Source organism: Catellatospora sp. NPDC049111 (assembly GCF_040648615.1).
Taxonomy (GTDB): Bacteria; Actinomycetota; Actinomycetes; order Mycobacteriales; family Micromonosporaceae; genus Catellatospora; species Catellatospora aurea.
On the sequence record NZ_JBEZEB010000019.1, the window covers coordinates 56,104 to 72,587 of the forward strand.

At 72.7% G+C, this 16,484-nt stretch carries 16 protein-coding genes; 8 read left to right on the forward strand and 8 right to left on the reverse strand.

The features are described 5' to 3' along the window. Nucleotides 1-61 precede the first annotated feature (61 nt). Nucleotides 62-568 carry an NUDIX domain-containing protein gene (locus AB0B66_RS24430; protein WP_360534140.1) on the forward strand — a complete coding sequence of 169 codons (507 nt, stop codon included), beginning with the start codon at nucleotides 62-64 and terminating at the stop codon, nucleotides 566-568. 4 nt (nucleotides 569-572) lie between these two features. On the opposite strand, the gene AB0B66_RS24435 is transcribed toward AB0B66_RS24430, so the two are convergent. Together AB0B66_RS24435 and AB0B66_RS24440 are read right to left on the reverse strand one after the other, a co-directional pair. Continuing rightward, a complete protein-coding gene (locus AB0B66_RS24435) occupies nucleotides 573-2,210 on the reverse strand; it encodes a HAMP domain-containing sensor histidine kinase (protein ID WP_360534142.1) in 1,638 nt (545 codons plus the stop codon). A 64-nt stretch (nucleotides 2,211-2,274) separates the two neighbouring features. Further along, nucleotides 2,275-2,961: a response regulator transcription factor gene (locus AB0B66_RS24440; RefSeq protein ID WP_360534144.1), complete on the reverse strand. Its 687-nt coding sequence runs from the start codon at nucleotides 2,959-2,961 to the stop codon at nucleotides 2,275-2,277. A 186-nt stretch (nucleotides 2,962-3,147) separates the two neighbouring features. Here AB0B66_RS24440 and AB0B66_RS24445 point away from each other — a divergent pair, with 186 nt between their 5' ends. Beyond that, on the forward strand, nucleotides 3,148-5,211 hold the full coding sequence (locus AB0B66_RS24445; protein WP_360534146.1) for an NPCBM/NEW2 domain-containing protein: 2,064 nt from the start codon (nucleotides 3,148-3,150) through the stop codon (nucleotides 5,209-5,211). 45 nt (nucleotides 5,212-5,256) lie between these two features. On the opposite strand, the gene AB0B66_RS24450 is transcribed toward AB0B66_RS24445, so the two are convergent. Next, nucleotides 5,257-5,823 carry a TIGR03086 family metal-binding protein gene (locus AB0B66_RS24450; RefSeq protein WP_360534148.1) on the reverse strand — a complete coding sequence of 189 codons (567 nt, stop codon included), beginning with the start codon at nucleotides 5,821-5,823 and terminating at the stop codon, nucleotides 5,257-5,259. 42 nt (nucleotides 5,824-5,865) lie between these two features. On the opposite strand from AB0B66_RS24450, the gene AB0B66_RS24455 reads away from it, so the two are divergent. The 3 genes from AB0B66_RS24455 (at nucleotide 5,866) to AB0B66_RS24465 (ending at nucleotide 8,003) form a co-directional block, all read left to right on the forward strand. Beyond that, nucleotides 5,866-6,666, forward strand: a complete 801-nt coding sequence (locus AB0B66_RS24455) for an AraC family transcriptional regulator (RefSeq protein ID WP_360534150.1) — start codon at nucleotides 5,866-5,868, stop codon at nucleotides 6,664-6,666. Between the two features lie 96 nt (nucleotides 6,667-6,762). Next, nucleotides 6,763-7,326 carry an SRPBCC family protein gene (locus tag AB0B66_RS24460; protein ID WP_360534152.1) on the forward strand — a complete coding sequence of 188 codons (564 nt, stop codon included), beginning with the start codon at nucleotides 6,763-6,765 and terminating at the stop codon, nucleotides 7,324-7,326. Beyond that, nucleotides 7,323-8,003 carry a DUF4166 domain-containing protein gene (locus tag AB0B66_RS24465; protein ID WP_360534154.1) on the forward strand — a complete coding sequence of 227 codons (681 nt, stop codon included), beginning with the start codon at nucleotides 7,323-7,325 and terminating at the stop codon, nucleotides 8,001-8,003. Before AB0B66_RS24460 ends, AB0B66_RS24465 begins: the two co-directional genes overlap by 4 nt. Before the next feature lie 206 nt (nucleotides 8,004-8,209). Here AB0B66_RS24465 and AB0B66_RS24470 read toward each other — a convergent pair whose 3' ends face one another. Continuing rightward, nucleotides 8,210-9,820 (reverse strand): ABC transporter permease, encoded by a 1,611-nt coding sequence (locus tag AB0B66_RS24470; protein ID WP_360534156.1) that lies wholly within the window; start codon nucleotides 9,818-9,820, stop codon nucleotides 8,210-8,212. Next, on the reverse strand, nucleotides 9,817-10,710 hold the full coding sequence (locus tag AB0B66_RS24475; RefSeq protein ID WP_203692342.1) for an ABC transporter ATP-binding protein: 894 nt from the start codon (nucleotides 10,708-10,710) through the stop codon (nucleotides 9,817-9,819). The genes AB0B66_RS24470 and AB0B66_RS24475 overlap by 4 nt, the downstream gene beginning before the upstream one ends. A gap of 79 nt (nucleotides 10,711-10,789) precedes the next feature. Here AB0B66_RS24475 and AB0B66_RS24480 point away from each other — a divergent pair, with 79 nt between their 5' ends. The 3 genes from AB0B66_RS24480 to AB0B66_RS24490 all read left to right on the forward strand — a co-directional run bounded on the left by AB0B66_RS24480 (nucleotide 10,790) and on the right by AB0B66_RS24490 (nucleotide 12,500). Next, nucleotides 10,790-11,290, forward strand: a complete 501-nt coding sequence (locus tag AB0B66_RS24480) for a MarR family transcriptional regulator (RefSeq protein ID WP_360534158.1) — start codon at nucleotides 10,790-10,792, stop codon at nucleotides 11,288-11,290. Nucleotides 11,291-11,363: 73 nt separating this feature from the next. Further along, nucleotides 11,364-11,822: a hypothetical protein gene (locus AB0B66_RS24485; RefSeq protein WP_360534160.1), complete on the forward strand. Its 459-nt coding sequence runs from the start codon at nucleotides 11,364-11,366 to the stop codon at nucleotides 11,820-11,822. Between the two features lie 72 nt (nucleotides 11,823-11,894). Further along, nucleotides 11,895-12,500: a methyltransferase domain-containing protein gene (locus AB0B66_RS24490; RefSeq protein ID WP_360534162.1), complete on the forward strand. Its 606-nt coding sequence runs from the start codon at nucleotides 11,895-11,897 to the stop codon at nucleotides 12,498-12,500. 25 nt (nucleotides 12,501-12,525) lie between these two features. On the opposite strand, the gene AB0B66_RS24495 is transcribed toward AB0B66_RS24490, so the two are convergent. From AB0B66_RS24495 to AB0B66_RS24505, 3 genes are read right to left on the reverse strand one after another with little or no spacing between them, the layout of a single operon-like run. Continuing rightward, complete coding sequence (locus AB0B66_RS24495; RefSeq protein WP_360534164.1) at nucleotides 12,526-12,978, reverse strand: hypothetical protein; 453 nt, start codon at nucleotides 12,976-12,978, stop codon at nucleotides 12,526-12,528. Between the two features lie 47 nt (nucleotides 12,979-13,025). Continuing rightward, nucleotides 13,026-15,680: a sensor histidine kinase KdpD gene (locus tag AB0B66_RS24500; protein WP_360534166.1), complete on the reverse strand. Its 2,655-nt coding sequence runs from the start codon at nucleotides 15,678-15,680 to the stop codon at nucleotides 13,026-13,028. Nucleotides 15,681-15,687: 7 nt separating this feature from the next. After that, entirely contained in the window at nucleotides 15,688-16,395 is a 708-nt protein-coding gene (locus tag AB0B66_RS24505) for a response regulator (RefSeq protein ID WP_360534168.1), read from the reverse strand. Nucleotides 16,396-16,484 lie beyond the last annotated feature (89 nt).

Genomic DNA, 16,484 nt, shown 5'->3' on the forward strand with positions numbered 1-16,484 from the left:
ACCGGCGGGCGGGGCGAAATGCGGGGGCGCGCGTACGGTCGATGCGGATAGGTTCGTCGGTATGCTGCCGTCGACCTTCCCCCGGCTGCGCGCCGGTGTACGCGCCATCGTGCTGGACGAACGGGACCGGGTGCTGCTGTGCCGATGGGCTTTCGACAAGCCCGAGCCGATCGTGGTGTGGGGCACTCCCGGCGGCGGGATCGAGCCCGGCGAGACACCGCTGGCCGCGCTGCGGCGCGAGCTCACCGAGGAGATCGGGCTGGCGCTGGCCGCCGATCCGCCGCACGTGTGGCATCAGGAGGTCGTCCGGGAGGGCCACATCACCGGCTTCGACGGCGTCGTCAACGACATCTTCCTGGTACGCACGACGTCGTTCGACCCGCGCGGCGCGATGACCGACGACGAGTTGGCCGCCACGGAGAACATCAGCGAGTTCCGCTGGTGGACCCAGCAGGAGCTGGCGCTGTACCGGGGAAGCGACCTGTTCGCGCCCCGGGCGCTGCCTGCGGCGCTGGCGGCGCTGCTGGTGGACGGCCTGCCGGGGCAGCCGATCCCCATGGGGCTCTGACGTCTCAGCCGGCGGGCAGGCCGATGGTGAAGGTGGTGCCCACGCCCAGCACGCTGACGACGTCGACGGTGCCGCCGTGGTCGGCGATGATCTGCCGGGCGATGGACAGGCCGAGGCCCGAACCGGTGGTGTAGCGCTCGCCCCGGCCGCGGGCGCGGTCGGCGCGCCAGAGCCGGTCGAACAGGTGCGGCAGGTCCTGCTCGGCTATGCCGCTGCCGGTGTCGGTGACGCGGACCAGGTGCCGGTCACCGTCCGAGGAGACGCCGAGCGTGATCGTGCCGCCGGACGCGGTGGCGGCCAGGGCGTTGCGGATGAGGTTGCCGATCACCTGGCGCAGCCGGTCCGGGTCCGCGTGCACCCAGCGCGGGCCGTCGCCCTCCGCCGTCAGCACCACGCCCGCGGCGGCGGCGAGCGCGGCGTGCGCCGTCCGGCAGGTCGCGACGAGTTCGCCCAGGTCGAGGCGGGTCTTCTGGTACGTCAGCACGCCCGCCTCGGCCAGCGCCAGGTCCTGCAGGTCGTCGACGATGCGCTGCTGCAGTACGGCTTCGTCGTGCAGGGAGTCGAACAGCTCGGGCGACGGCGGCAGCACGCCGTCCTTGAGCGCCTCCAGGTAGCCGCGCAGGTTCGCCAGCGGTGTGCGCAGCTCGTGCGCCACGTCGGAGATCATGCGGCGCTGCAGCTCCTCGCTGTGCTGCAGGGAGTCGGCCATGCGGTTGAACGAGCGGGCCAGCCCGGCGAGCTCGTCGTGGCCGCGCACCGGGACACGTTCGGTGAGCTTGCCCTCGCCGACCCGCGCCGATGCTGCGGTCAGCGCGCCGATGGGTCGCAGCACCCGGCGGCTGAGCAGCCAGGACGCGCCGACAGCGGTGAGTGCGACGACGGCCGCGGTCAGCACGACGGATCTCACGGGCAACCGCGGCGACGGCTGCTCGGCCGCGCCGAGGTAGACCCGCATCGGCGCGGGCGCATACGCGCCGACGGCCCGCGAGAACGCGTCCTGCAGGCACGGCACCGTCTGCTCGGCCTGATGCTGGCAGGCCAGCAGCTCCGCCTCGAACACCCGGTCGATGTCCGGGAAGGCCTGCTCCCGCGCCTCGACCTCGCACGCCTTCGACCGCGCGGTGTACTCGACGGGCTGCGGCATGGGGATGCCCACCCCGGCGTCGGCCAGCCGCACGCCAATCCCGGCCTCGGTCAGGCAGGCCGCGAGGCGCAGTCCGACCCGGTACTCGAACGTGGCCAGCAGCACGGCCTTCGCACCGGCGGGCGCGCCGTACTTCGGTAGCGGCTGCCACATCGGGCGTGGATCGACGAGCAGCGGCGGGCCGGTGACGCCGCGGGCCGGGCTGCCGGCGAGCACGTCCGAATCGGCCACGACCGCACCGGAGACCGTGGTCACCTGGACACGCTGGCCGGTCTGCAGGGACAGCTCGCGTACCCGGTCGGCGACGCCGTCCCAGTCGCCACGGGTGCGGGCGAAGTCGGCGAGCCGACCGGTGATCAGCGCCTGCTGCTCCGCGCTCGCGCTGACGGTGCGGTCGAACTCGCGCGACGCCTGCTGCAGGGTGAGCCAGGCGGTCGCCGCGGTGGCCGTGACGGCGATGAACATGACCAGCGCGATCACCCGCAACCGGAAGCTCATGCCTTCTCCTCGCTGCGCTCGTCAGCGGCATGGCTGATGCCCGCTGATTCGCTCGCAAGCTCGCTCATGGCTGTTCCGCCAGGCGGTAGCCGCGGCCGTAGACGGTCTGCACGTAGCGGGACTCGGCCGGGTCGTCCTCGATCTTGCGGCGCAGGTTCATCACGTGCGCGTCGACGGTGCGCTCCTCGACGTGGTTGTCGAAGCCGAAGGCCCGGTCGATGATCTGGGCGCGGGAGAACACGCGGCCGGGTGACGCGGCGAGGGTGGCGAGGATGCCGAACTCCTTGGCGGTGAGTGCGACGAGGCGGCCGGCGACCCGTACCTCGAACCGGCCCTCGTCGATCTCCAGGTCGCCGATCCGGAGCACCTCCTCCTTGGCGGTGCCCGGCCGGGCGCGGCGCATCAGTGCCCGCACCCGGGCGGCGAGCTGCCGAGGGCTGTACGGCTTGGTGACGTAGTCGTCCGCGCCGAGGTCGAGGCCGACGAGGATGTCGTCCTCGGTGCTGCGGGCGGTGAGCAGCAGGATCGCGACGTCGGACTCGGCCCGCAGGATCCGGCACACGTCGAGGCCGCCGAGGGTCGGCATCATCACGTCGAGCACGACCAGGTCCGGCCGGTACGCCCGGCAGCGCTCCAGCGCGGCGAGGCCGTCGCCGACGACCTGGACGCTGTGGCCTTCGCGTTCGAGGTAGACCCGCAGCAGGTGGGCCTGCTTGGGGTCGTCCTCGGCGATCAGCACCCGCGCGCTCACTCCGGCCTCCCTGGTCCGCGAGTCACCGACCTTATCCGCCGGTCGGCGCGCCGGCCGCGGTCCTTCATCGGTTCTTCACGGCTGTGCGCCACCTCGGTTCAGTACATAAATTATGAATTATTCTTGACACACGGCTGTAACAGAGCACAAGATCGGGGAAACCCCTTTCGCAGCAAGGAATCCGATGTGAAACGACGCGTGCTCACCGGCTTGCTCTGCCTCGCCACCGGCCTGCTGACCACCCCGGCACCCGCGACCGCAGCCCCGGCGCCGACCCGCCAACAGGTGCTGAGCCCGACCCCCTACCAGGGCTGGAACACCTACTTCGGCCTCGGCGGCGACTTCTCCGAGCAGTCGGTGCGGGAGGTCGCCGACGCCATGGTCGAGCGCGGGCTCGCCAAGGCCGGCTACGACATCGTGTGGCTCGACGGCGGCTGGCAGGACCCGCAGCCGCGGACCGCAGCGGGCGACCTGCAGGCCGACCGGACCCGCTTCCCCGCCGGGCTGCAGCCCCTGGTGGACTACATCCACGGCAAGGGCCTCAAGGCCGGCATCTACACCGACGCGGGCCCGTACATCCCGGGCAAGTGCGGCCTCGGCAGCGGCGGCGGTTACTACCAGCGCGACGCCGACCAGTTCGCGGCCTGGAAGTTCGACGCGGTCAAGGTGGACTTCCTCTGCGGCATCGCCGCGAACCTGGACCCGAAGACGGTCTACACCGAGTTCGCCCAGGCGCTGCGGGACAACGCGAGCGGTCGGCCGATCATCTTCAACCTTTGCAACCCGGTGACCTCCCCGGACTGGGGCAACTACCCCGAGGAGCAGCAGTCGACGTACTCGTGGAGCTACGCGCCGGGCATCGCCCAGTCCTGGCGGACGTACACCGACGTGGGTTTCGTCGGTGACATCAAGTTCAAGGACGTGCTGCGCAACTACGACGCGAACGCCCGGCACCCCGAGGCGACCGGCCCCGGCCACTACAACGACCCCGACTACCTCGCGCCGCAGCTCGGCATGTCCGACGAGGAGTTCCGCACGCAGATGACGCTGTGGGCGGCGGCCGCCGCGCCGCTGGTCGTCGGCAGCGACATCCGCAAGCTGAGCCAGACCTCGGTGGACATCCTGACCAACCGCGACGTGCTGGCGATCAACCAGGACCGCGCCGCCGTGCAGGCCGTCCGGGTCGGACCGGCGGGCACGACCGAGACATGGGTCAAGCGGCTGGCCGACGGCGGACGGGCCGTGGTCCTGCTGAACCGGGGCGACAGCCCGCGCACGCTGACCGCGCAGGCCGCCGCCACCGGCCTGACCGGCTCGCGGTTCACCGTCAAGAACGCGTGGACCGGGCAGGTCACCGAGAGCGCGGGCACGCTGAGCGCGGCGGTGCCCGCGCACGGTGCCGCCCTGCTGCGGGTCACCGCGGCCCGCGGTGTGCCGGGCGTGCCGCACGTGACCGCCGGGATCCCGCAGGTGACGCAGGTCAACGGCGCGACCCTGCCGGCCGGCGCCGCGCCGGTGCTCGCGGGCGGCGACCAGGCACGGGTCGAGGTGGCCGTCCGCAACGACGGGCTGCTGCCGGTGCTGCAGCCCAAGGCCCAGCTGGCCGGTCCGGCCGGCTGGACGGTACGCGCCGCGGGCCAGGCACCGGTGCTGATCGCGCCCGGTGGCAGCGCAGTCCTCGCCTTCACGGTGACGGTGCCGGCCGGCGCCGCTCCCGGTGCCGGCACGCTGACCGCCACCACGTCGTACGACGTGCTCGGGCACGGGCGGCTGCGGCAGACGACCACCTCGGCGGTCGTGGTGGCCCCGGCCCCGCCGACCGGATCGGTGGTCCTGTCGCACCACACCTGGATCAGCGCCACCAGCGGCTGGATGAGCCCGACCGTCGACCTGAGCGTCGGCGGCTGGTCGCCGATCAGCATGCTCGGCACGGTGTACCCGACCGGCATCGGCGTCGCCTCGCCGTCGACGATCCGCTACTACGTCGGCGCGAAGTGCGGCGGGCTGAGCGCGACCATCGGCTTGGACGACGCGGTGCGCAACGTCGGACCCGAGGGCGCGACGTCGACGTTCCAGGTGATCGGCGACGGCCGCACGCTGTACGACAGCGGGCTGCTGACCCGTGACGACACCCGGCAGATCACCATCGACCTGACCGGCGTACGGGTGCTCGACCTGGTCGTCGGCGACGGCGGGGACGGCGGCTACAACGACCGCGCCAACTGGGCGGGCCTGACCGCCACCTGCTGAAACGCGCGCGGCCGCACCCGGCTCACCCGGGTGCGGCCGCGTACGTCACGGACGCCGCCAGCCCGGGTCGCGCCCTGCCTGGCCGAGCAGGCGCGTGAACGGGTCCGCGTCGGCGGCCGTCGGCACGGGTTCGCCGAAGACCTTCCACTCCCGGGCCATCGGCCCCATCTCGTCGACCATCACCAGCAGCTCCTCTACCGCCGCCTGGCTCGGCGCGTACGGCCGCCCCGTCGCCACCGCCAGGTCCCACGGGTGCAGGGTCAGGTCGAGCAGCGCCATCCGGCCCACGGCGGGCTGCGGCAGCCCCATGCCGGGCGATACACCCTCCAGCGCCGACTCGTCCGACCAGGCGGCGATCAGCTTTTCCGTCTCGGTCGCGAAGCGGGCACGCCAGTCCGTGCCGAGCACGTTCGGGGTGCCGGAGAAGTCCACGGGCTCGCGGCGGGCCAGGGCCTGGAAGTTGACGACGACCTGGAACAGGTGGTTGACCAGGTCGCCGACCCGGAACTCGGCGCACGGCGTGGCGGTGTCGAGCTGGTCGTCGGTGACACCCTGGAGCACGGGCACGGCCACGTCGGCGGACTCGCGCAGTAGTTTCGAGATCGTGGTCATCCGGCCACGCTAACCAGCGGCGCGCGGGGAGGTCTTGAACAAATGCGACAGCCACGCCGGGACACCCGGGGCATCGTCGACCCGGCCGCGCTGCTGCGGCAGGTGCGGTTCCGGCGGCTCGCCCCCGCCGTCGAGCTGGCCGAGCTGGTCGAGCACTACTGGTTCATCGACTGGGACCTGGACCAGCCGTTCGAGCAGCACGTCGTCGGTCACCCGGCGGTCAACCTCGTCGTGCTGCGCCCGACCCTGAACGACCCGGTCGCCGCGGAGGTGTCCGGTGCCGCCCGCGAGCTGTTCTCGATCAAGCTGACGGAGCGGGGCTGGGTCCGCGGCGTGCAGTTCCGGCCCGGCGCGTTCCGGGCGTTCTCCCGCCGCTCACCGGCGGAGCTGACCGGCCGGCGGGTGCCGCTGGCGCGGGTGCTGCCGGTGGCCGACCCCGGTGACCGGCTGGCCGCCGCGGCGACGGACGAGGTCGCGGCCGCGGTCTTCGACGAGCTGCTGCTGGGCCTGCGGCCGGACCTCGACGAGTCGGTGCGGCTCGCGATGCGGCTGGTGGACCGGGTCCGCCACGACCGCGGGCTGCGCCGGGTCGAGGAACTCGCGCAGCAGGCGGGTTTGTCGGTGCGCTCGCTGCAGCGCCTGTTCACCGAGTACGTGGGGATAGGCGCGAAGCAGGTGATCCTGCGCTACCGGGTGCACGGGGCGATCGAGCTCGCCGAGGGCGAAGTGGACTGGGCGGCGGTCGCCGCGGAGCTGGGCTACAGCGACCAGGCGCACCTGGTCCGCGAGGTGACGGCCGCGATCGGGGTGTCGCCCGCCGCGTACGCGGCCTCGCTGCGCTGAGCGACCCCGGAAATCACCCCTTGAGCGATCGCTCAAACAGTCGTACAGTCTGTTTGAGCGATCGCTCAACTCCGGTTTCGGGAGGGGTGGGAACTGATGGGACGGCAGCTGTACGTCGAGGTCCACATCCGCGCCGACCTCGACAGGGTGTGGGCGTCCACCCAGGACCCGGCGCTGCACCAGCGTTGGGATGCCCGGTTCACCACCATCGAGTACCTGCCCGGGACCAGCCCGCAGCGATTCCGCTACGCGACTCGCCTCGCGCCCGGCCTCGTGCTGGCAGGTGTCGGCGTGACGGCGGGCGAGCGGACCCGCCCGGACGGCACGCGCACCTCGGCGCTGCGCTTCCACTCCTGGCTGATGACCGGAGCCGGCTACTGGCGGTACGTGCCGACCCCCACCGGGGTGCGCTTCCTCACCGGCTACGACTACACGCCGCGCTTCGCCCTGCTCGACCGCTTCGTGCTGCGACCGCTGATGGGCTGGGCAACCGCCTGGTCCTTCGACCGTCTGCGCATCTGGCTGGAGGACGGCGTGCCACCGCACCGCTCCCCGCTGCGGCTGCTCCCCCGCTGGGGCGCGCCGTCCGCCCGCCGCTGCCTACGCACCCCGTCCGACCGGACCGCCGGCCGCGCCCCGTCCCTCTTGGAGACACTGTGAACTCGCTGTTCCACACCGCACTCGGTGACGACTTCGACCGCCTGCACCCCCGTCTGCGGGAGCGCTTCGGTTTCACCAGCACCGACGGGCGCGGCTGCGTCGGCCACGGCGTCATGGACCGCATCTGGCGCGGGCCGGCGTACACCCGGCCGTTCCTGGCGCTGGGCACCATGCGCAACATCATGTTCCCGGAGCAGGGCCGCAACGTGCCCTTCACCATCGAGAACTACGCCTACCCCGACTCCTACGGCCGCGAGACCCTCACCTTCGTCCGCACCTTCGAGTTGCCCCGGCGGCGTCGCCGCTTCGACGCCACGATGGTCTGGGACCCGCACCGCGAGGTCATCGTCGACTACCTCGGCACCCACCAGCACATCGCCGCCGACCTGCACCTGAGCGTCGACGACCAGGGCGGCCTGCGACTGCGCAGCGGGCAGATGCGCTTCCGCGGTCCCGGGATCGACACCGCGCTGCCCCCGGCCGCCACCGCGGTCGCCGAGGTCCACGAACGCTACGACGACGCGGCCGAGGTCTTCCGCATCGACGTGCGCGTGGTCAACCCGTGGTTCGGCCCCGTGTTCGGTTACAGCGGCGCGTTCACGCTGCGCTACGTCGACACCGACGCCACGCCGGTTCCCGCCTCGGTCAAGCCCTACCGCGAGCAGGCCCGGTACTGAACGGCTGCGGCACGCGCGCCGCTCCACCGACGCCCGCGCACCCGTTCTTTAATCGACGTTGGCCTATCACATCGAATCCGAGACGCGATTTTTCGATGTGATAGGCCAACGTCTATTGCGGACGGGGCGGACGGGGCGGACGGGACGGACGGAGTGGGTTGGGTGGATGGACGGGTGGGTGGGGTGGCGGAGTGGGGTGGACGGGGTCAGGTGACGGGGATGTCGCGGTTGCGGAGGGCGGCCAGGCCCGCGGCGGTGAGGGCGGCGGCGAGCGCGGTCAACACCAGTAGCGGGGTCGCCGGGACGGCGGCCGGGCCGGGCAGGTGCGGGATGTGCGTGAACGGGGACACGTCCAGCACGAGCTGGTCGAGTTGCAGTGCCGCGCCGACCTGGCCGAGCAGCACGCACAGCGACAGCGCCACCCAGCCGACGGCGGGCGACAGCCGCGGCAGCAGCCCGTACGCGGCCACGGTCAGGCCGGTCAGCAGCCACACCGCGGGCATCTGCACCAGCGCGGCGCCGATGACCCGGGGCACCTGGCGGCCGATCTCCCCGGTGCTGGCCCCGTACACCAGGCCCGCGAACAGGCCGGTGGCCGCCATGACCAGGGTCGGGCCGAGCAGCGCGAACGTCAGGTGCCCGGCCGCCCAGCGCAGCCGGCCGACCCCGGCGCTCAACACGGGCTCGCTGCGCAGGGCCGCCTCCTCGGTGCGCATCCGCAGCGCGGCCGAGATGCCGTACGCGGCCACCGCGATCGCGCCGATGCCGAGCGAGCCGCCGACGAAGATGTCGGAGGCCACCGACTTGCCGCCGATGCGCTCCATGATCTCGGTGAGCTGGCCGTTGCCTTCCAGCAGGCTGCTCGCCGTCTTGGCGACGCCGCCGAACAGGACGCCACCGACGACGCCGAGCCCGATCGTCCAGCCGAGCAGCGAACCGCGGTGCAGCCGCCAGGCCAGGCCGAACGGGCTGCTCAACGAGGCGGAGGCCGTGGCCGGGCCGAGCCGCGGCGGCAGCAGGCCCGCGCCGAGGTCGCGCCGGGCCGACAGGCGCAGCGCCGCGTACGCCAGCACCACCGCGACGGCAGCGCACAGCGCGAACAGCCACCAGCGGTCGTCGGTGTAGGCGTGCACCTTGTACACCCAGCTCAGCGGGGTGGCCCAGGCCAGCCAGGTCAGGCCGCCCCCGCTGACGTCGCCGACGCCGCGCAGCAGGAAGTCGAGGCCGAGCACCGCGCCGGCGATGCCCCGGGCGGTGCCCGCACCGGTGGTGAGCTGGGCGGCGAGCGCGCCGACGCCGGCGTACAGGATGCCCGCGAACGCCCACGCGAAGCCCATCGCGAACGCGCCCGAGGCCGGGGTCTGCTGGCTGATCATGCCGAGCGCCACCAGCACGCCGACGACCAGGCTCGCGCCGGACACGGTGAGCACCGCTGCGGTCAGCGCCGCGTGGCGGCCGACGACGGCGGAGCCGAGCAGCTCCCGGCGACCGGCCTCCTCCTCGACCCGGGTGTGCCGGATCACGACCAGCAGGCCGATCAGGCCCATGATGACGATGCCGGTGGCGGACCGCCAGAAGATCAGCGCGCCGAGGCTGGGCTCGGCCGGCTTCTGGCCGTAGAACAGCAGCAGCATCGGGCTGGCGGCCAGGGAGTCGATGTAGCCCTGACGGCCGGCGTCGGTCGGGTAGAGGCTCGCCGTGCCGGAGGCCAGGCCCAGCGGCAGCAGGGCCATGCACAGCATCCAGATCGGCATCAGCACCCGGTCGCGGCGCAGGATCAGCCGGACCAGGGTGCCGGTTCCGGTGAGGGAGGTCATCGCACCGGCTCCGTCTCGTAGTGGCGCAGGAACAGCTCCTCCAGCGTCGGCGGCTGGCTGACCAGGCCGCGTACGCCATGGGTGGTGAGCTGGCGCAGCACGGCGTCGAGCTCGGCCTGGTCGACCTGGAAACGCACGGTGGCCCCGTCGGTCTTCAGATCGTGCACCCCGGGCAGCTGGGCCAGGCCGTTCGGCGGGGTGGCCAGCTCGGCGGTGATGTGGGTGCGGGTCAGGTGGCGCAGCTCGGCCAGGGTGCCGGTCTCCACGGTGCGGCCCTGCCGGATGATGCTGACCCGGTCGCACAGCGCCTCGACCTCGGACAGGATGTGGCTGGACAGCAGGACGGTGCGGCCGTTGCGGGTCTCCTCGGCGACGACCTGCCGGAAGACCTCCTCCATCAGCGGGTCCAGGCCCGAGGTCGGCTCGTCGAGCAGCAGCAGCTCGACGTCGGAGGCGAGCGCGGCGATGAGCCCGACCTTCTGCCGGTTGCCCTTGGAGTAGGCGCGGCCCTTCTTTCTCGGGTCGAGGTCGAAGCGTTCCAGCAGGTCCTTGCGCTTGGCGGCGTTGAGGCCGCCGCGCAGGCGGCCGAGCAGGTCGATGACCTCGCCGCCGGAGAGGTTGGGCCAGAGAGTGACGTCGCCGGGCACGTAGGCCAGGCGGCGGTGCAGCGCGACGGCGTCGCGCCAGGGGTCGCCGCCGAGCAGCGTGGCGGTGCCTCCGTCGGCCCGGAGCAGGCCGAGCAGGATGCGGATCGTGGTGGTCTTGCCGGCGCCGTTCGGACCGAGGAAGCCGTGCACCTCGCCGCGTGCGACAGTCAGATCCAGGCCGTCGAGGGCCTTGGCCTGGCCGAAACTCTTGGTCAGGCCGACCACTGAAATGGCGTTGTCCATGTTTTGGACGCTACACTCATTTCACAAGTTTGTGAAAGTACGAAAGCTGCAGTCTTGACGAAATTTTGACGGAGGTCACGTGGCACACTCCCCGCCGCAGCGCGACGAGCAGGCGATGCGCAACTTCGTCGAGTACATGGCCCGGACCCTGGCCGACTGGGGTTTCCCGCGGATGGCCGGCCGCGTGGTGTTCACCCTCATGGCCGCCGACGAGCGCGCCCTGACCGCAGCCGAGCTGGGCGAACGCCTCGGGGTCAGCGCCGCGGGTGTCTCCGGCGCGCTGCGCTACCTGGTCCAGCTGCACATGGTCGCCCGCGAACCGGTGCCGGGCTCGCGCCGCGACCGCTACCGCATGGTCGACGACTCCTGGTATGAGGTGACCGTCGCCAAGATGACCCTGCTCAAGACGATCAGCGACGCCGCGGGCCAGGCCGTCGTCGCGGCCGGCGGGGAGCACACGCCGGCCGGGGCGAAGCTGGCCGGGATGCGCGACTTCTACCAGTGGGTGCAGGACAACATGCCCTCCCTGCTGGACCAGTGGGCCGAACACAAGGCCCGCCGGCGCGAATCCTCGCCCTGACACCGCCACGCGCCGGCCGATCGAGGTCAGCCGGCGGCGGCCGCCGCCGCTAGAGTTCCGCCGAGAAGATCCGATGACGGGAGGGACCGTGGGCGCATCCGGCTGGAGCTACTACGTGCCGTATCAGCCAGATCTCGAAGCGGCACTCGACGCACTGCGCGAGCAGATGTTCGCCGAGGGCGACTACTGGTGGGCGCGCGGCGGGTTCGGCACGTCGGCAGCCGCTCACGACAACCGGCCCCGCACCATGGACGAGCTCTGGCGCGACGAGTGGGTGCAGGAGTCGGGCACACACTCGATCATCGACATGTTCGGCGTACTGGCCGAGGGCGCGGATCCCGAACACCTGATGGTCCTGCCGGTGAGCAGCGCCGAGGCGCTCGCCCGCGCCGGGACCGACCGCCTCACCCGCGAGCACGTCGACGCCATCGACGGTCTCGCCGACCAGCGCTGGGTCGGGCGCTGCGCTGTCCTGCACGACGCGCACGGGCAGCCCTCGGAGATCTACTTCTGGGGCTTCTCCGGCGACTGATCCGGCGGGGGCCGATTCCGCGTCGACGCCGCGGCCTGGCAGGGTGGCAATGACAGCGAGGAGGGGACGGCCATGGCACGGCGGACGCGGTGGGAGACGGACACCGAAAGCGGCCACGCCCAGCGGATGGCCGACCGCTTCCGCACGATGGCGGCCGAAGGCCACGACCTCGCCGGTGAGGCGCGGCTGCTCGACGCGGTCATCGCGCCCCGGTCGGCCGTGCTCGACGCGGGCTGCGGCAGCGGCCGGGTCGGCGCGGCGCTGGCCGTACGCGGGCACACGGTGCTCGGCGTGGACGCCGACGAGACGCTGATCGCGGCGGCGCGCGAGGACTTCCCCGAGATCGAGTGGCTCGTGGGCGACCTCACCGAACTCGACCTGACGGCGGGCGGGCAGCGGCGGCTGTTCGACGCCGCGATCCTGGCCGGCAACGTCATGCTCTACCTCGCGCCGGACACCGAGGCCGAGGTGCTGCGCCGGGTCGGCGTGCACGTACGACCCGGCGGACCCGTGGTGGTCGGCTTCGGCACCGGACGCGGGTACGCCGTGGCCGACTTCGACGCCCACGCGGCCGACGCCGGGCTGCTCGTGGAGCACCGCTTCGCCACCTGGGATCTGCGGCCCTGGCGTGACGACGCCGACTTCGCGGTAACCGTGCTGCGCAGGCCGGCCGGCTGAGGTCACCGGGCCGGCGGGCGACCGCTCACACGCAGATCCAGTAGTACAGGTGCTCGCCCGCGTCACGGGCCCGCTGGGCCAGGCCCTGCAGCGCCTCGATGGTCGGCACGTAGTCGTCGTCCGGCCCGTCGGAGTCGATCTCCTCGATCCGCTGCCAGCGCGCCGACAGTTCGAGCAGACGATCCGGTGCGATTCCGGCCAGGGTGTCGCGGGTGGCGTCGTCGACGGACGCCAGCCAGGGACCGGTCTCCTCCGCACTCCACAGCAGGTGACTGTCGACGGTGTCGACGGTCCACTCGACACCACGCGCGAGACTCACCAGCTTGCCCAGCGTGACGTCGGCGTCGAGGCCCTTGAAATAGAGCAGGTCCAGCGCGGTGCCGTCGCTGAACGGCCCCGGGCTCCCGTCGTTGTCCTCGATCAGCTTCACCGCGGCGGCGTCATCCGCCGCCCGGAAGTAGTCGGTCAGCACTCCCATGGCCGACACCCCACCACAGCGGTACGACAGCGGACGACCCGAAACCGTCACCGGTCCTGCCGGGTCGGTTCCGCCGTGTCACCGGTGCGGCCGCCGTCGGCCGGGCCGTGCAGACCCTCGGCGAAGGCGCGGTCGGCCGCGGCCGCCTCGGCCGAGGTCAGGCCCGCCGGGGGCGGCACCGCCAGCAGGTTGAGCACCATCGTCAGGCCGCCGCCGGGGGTCGTCTCGGGCAGCAGCGTGCCGCCCATCGCCTCGACCAGGCCCCGGGACAGGGCCAGGCCGAGGCCGACGCCGCTCTCGTTGTTGCGGTCGCCGAGCCGCTGGAACGGCAGGAACACCTGGTCGCGCTGCTCCTCGGGGATGCCCGGCCCGTGGTCGATCACACGCAGCTCGACCAGCTCGCCGTGCTCGCTCGCGGTGACCAGCGGCGGGCGGTCCGGCGGGCTGAACCGCAGGGCGTTGCTGACGACGTTCACCAGCACCCGCTGCAGCAGGCCCGGATCGGCGCGTACGGCAGACAGGTCGTCCGGGATGCGCACCCGCACCGCCCGGCCCGGCGCGCCCAGCTCGTCCAGGGCCGTGGGCACCGCCTCGTCGAGCCAGACGTCGACGGCGGCCACGCCCAGCGCCCCCGCCTGCAGCCGGCTCATGTCCAGCAGGTTCGCGACCAGCCGGGACAGCCGGTCCAGCGACTCGGCGGCGGTGGCCAGCAACTCGCGCCGGTCCTCGTCGCTGAACGCCACGTCGTCGCTGCGCAGACCCTCCACGGCGGCGACGGCCGAGGCCAGCGGCGTACGCAGGTCGTGGCTGACCGCGGCGAGCAGCGCCGTGCGCATCTTGTCGGCCTCGGCCAGCGGCTTGGCCTTGGCGGCCTCGGCGGCCAGCCGCTCCTGGCGCAGCGCGATCGCGGCCTGAGCGGCGAACGCCTCGATGATCCGCCTATCGGCGGCCGCGGGCACCGGACCACGCAGCACCAGGGTGACCTGGTCGTCGACGGCGACCGCGGTGTCGCCCTGCGCCGGCGTGACACAGGGCTGCCCGCCGACCGTGGCGGCCACCCGCCAGGCGCTGGGATCGCCCTGGCAGTCGGGCGCGGGCGGCACGTCGTCGCGCCGCTCCAGCACGGTGACCGCGTCGAGCTGGAAGGTCTCGCGCAGGTTCTCCAGCAGTGCCTGCAGCGGGCTCGCGCCGCGCAGCACGCTGCCCGCGACGGTGGCCAGCGTGCCGGCGTCGGCCGAGGCGCGGGCGGCTTCGCGGGTGCGGCGGGCCGCCAGGTCCACCACCGCGCTGACCGCGACCCCGACCAGGATGAACACGGCCAGCGCGAGCACGTTCTCCCGGTTGGCGACGTTGAACGTGCGCAGCGGCGGAGTGAAGAAGAAGTTCAGCAGCAGCGAGCCGGCGACCGCCGCCAGCAGCGCGGGCCACAGGCCGCCGACCAGCGCGACCACGATCACCATGGCCAGGAACAGCAGGATGTCGCTGGCCAGCGACAGGTCCTCGCCCAGGGTGCGCAGCAGCAGGGTCAGCAGCGGCAGGCCGAACACGGCGAGCGCGAAACCGCTCAGCCGCCGGGCCGGCGACAGCGCCGAGACCCCACCCAGGGCGGGAAGCCTGCCCCGGCCGATCCGTTCGTGCGGCACGAGGTGCACGTCGATCGCGCCGGACAGCGCCGTGGTGGTCACCCCGACCCCGGGCGAGAGCAGCTGCGCCAGTCGGCCGCGGCGGCTCGCGCCGAGCACCAGCTGGGTGGCGTTGACGCCGCGGGCGAAATCGAGCAGCGCCTGCGGCACGTCCGCGCCCGCGACCTGGTGGTACGTGCCGCCGAGGCTCTCCACCAGCACCCGGTGCTTGGCCAGCAGCGCGGGGTCGGCCCCGGCCAGCCCGTCGGAGCGGGCCACGTGCAGGGCCAGCAGGTCGGCGCCCTTGCTCCGGCCCGCGATCCGGGCGGCGCGGCGGATCAGGGTCTCGCCCTCGGGTCCGCCGGTGACCGCGACGACGACCCGTTCCCGGGTCTCCCACTGCTTGGCGATGTCGTGGTCGGCCCGGTACCGGTCGAGCTGCTCGTCGACCTTGTCGGCCAGCCAGAGCAGCGCCAGCTCGCGTAGCGCGGTGAGGTTGCCGACCCGGAAGTAGTTGCCCAGCGCGGCATCGATCTTGTCGGGTTGGTACACGTTGCCGTGGGCCATCCGCCGCCGCAGCGCCTCCGGCGTCATGTCGATCAGCTCGACCTGGTCTGCCTGGCGCACCACCTGGTCGGGGACCGTCTCGCGCTGGACGATGCCGGTGATCTGCTCGACGACGTCGTTGAGGGACTCCAGGTGCTGGATGTTGACCGTCGACAGCACGTTGATGCCGGCGTCGAGCAGCTCCTGGACGTCCTGCCAGCGCTTGGCGTTGCGGCTGCCGGGAACGTTGGTGTGGGCCAGCTCGTCGACGACGGCGACCTGCGGCGCGCGGGCCAGCACCGCGTCGACGTCCATCTCGGTGAACGCCGCGCCGCGGTAGTCCACCGACCGGCGGGGCACGACCTCCAGCCCGTCGAGCATCTCGGCGGTGTGCTGGCGGCCGTGGGTCTCGACGAAGCCGATCACGATGTCGGTGCCCCGGCCGCGGCGGCGCTGGGCCTCCTCCAGTACGGCGTAGGTCTTGCCCACGCCCGGCGCGGCGCCCAGGTAGATGCGCAGCTGTCCGCGTGCCATGACCGGATCATCCCCCCTGGGCGGGGGCGTCGTACGGCACGAACCGGTAACCCATGCCGGGCTCGGTGAGCAGCTGGCGTGGGTGGGCCGCGTCGTCCTCGAGCTTGCGCCGCAGCTGGGCCATGTACTGGCGCAGGTAGTTGGTCTCCGTGGCGTACTGCGGCCCCCAGACCTCCTGCAGCAGCTGCCGCTGGCCGACCAGCTTCCCCGGGTAACGCACCAGCACGCCGAGCAGGTGCCACTCGGTGGGGGTCAGCCGCACGTCGCCGCCGTCGCCAAGCCGGCGCACCTGGTGGTTGCCGACGTCCACGGTGTGCCGGCCGATGCGCACCGTGCTCTGCGCCTCCGGCGCGGCGGTGTGCCGGCGGGTCACCGCCCGGATCCGGGCCAGCAGTTCGTCCACGCCGAACGGCTTCGTGACGTAGTCGTCGGCCCCGGCGTCGAGCGCGTGCACCTTGTCCTCGCTGCCGGTGCGCCCGGACAGCACGATGATCGGCGCGGCCGACCAGCCGCGCAGACCGCGGATCACGTCGACGCCGTCCATGTCGGGCAGGCCCAGGTCCAGCACGACCACATCGGGATGCACCGCCCCGGCCACCCGCAGCGCCCCGGCGCCGTCGGCGGCGGTTTCCACGTCGTAGCCACGGGCCTTCAGGTTGATCCGCAACGCCCGCAGGATCTGCGGCTCGTCGTCCACGATCAGGATCTTCGTCATGCCTCCCCCACCCTACCGCCCCCCTCCCCTCCCGAAGGAAAGGAAGGGCACCTTCTACACGGACGTCCGTTAAGAAGGTGCCCTTCCTT

Excerpts from the sequence above, each read along its gene's own strand:
- AB0B66_RS24430 (WP_360534140.1), top strand. The coding sequence starts at position 62 with ATGCTGCCGTCGACCTTCCCCCGGCTGCGCGCCGGTGTACGCGCCATC.
- AB0B66_RS24455 (WP_360534150.1), top strand. The coding sequence starts at position 5,866 with ATGCGACAGCCACGCCGGGACACCCGGGGCATCGTCGACCCGGCCGCG.
- AB0B66_RS24460 (WP_360534152.1), top strand. The coding sequence starts at position 6,763 with ATGGGACGGCAGCTGTACGTCGAGGTCCACATCCGCGCCGACCTCGAC.
- AB0B66_RS24505 (WP_360534168.1), bottom strand. The coding sequence starts at position 16,395 with ATGACGAAGATCCTGATCGTGGACGACGAGCCGCAGATCCTGCGGGCG.
- AB0B66_RS24470 (WP_360534156.1), bottom strand. The coding sequence starts at position 9,820 with ATGACCTCCCTCACCGGAACCGGCACCCTGGTCCGGCTGATCCTGCGC.
- AB0B66_RS24495 (WP_360534164.1), bottom strand. The coding sequence starts at position 12,978 with ATGGGAGTGCTGACCGACTACTTCCGGGCGGCGGATGACGCCGCCGCG.
- AB0B66_RS24435 (WP_360534142.1), bottom strand. The coding sequence starts at position 2,210 with ATGAGCTTCCGGTTGCGGGTGATCGCGCTGGTCATGTTCATCGCCGTC.
- AB0B66_RS24475 (WP_203692342.1), bottom strand. The coding sequence starts at position 10,710 with ATGGACAACGCCATTTCAGTGGTCGGCCTGACCAAGAGTTTCGGCCAG.
- AB0B66_RS24485 (WP_360534160.1), top strand. The coding sequence starts at position 11,364 with ATGACGGGAGGGACCGTGGGCGCATCCGGCTGGAGCTACTACGTGCCG.
- AB0B66_RS24500 (WP_360534166.1), bottom strand. The coding sequence starts at position 15,680 with ATGGCACGCGGACAGCTGCGCATCTACCTGGGCGCCGCGCCGGGCGTG.
- AB0B66_RS24450 (WP_360534148.1), bottom strand. The coding sequence starts at position 5,823 with ATGACCACGATCTCGAAACTACTGCGCGAGTCCGCCGACGTGGCCGTG.
- AB0B66_RS24490 (WP_360534162.1), top strand. The coding sequence starts at position 11,895 with ATGGCACGGCGGACGCGGTGGGAGACGGACACCGAAAGCGGCCACGCC.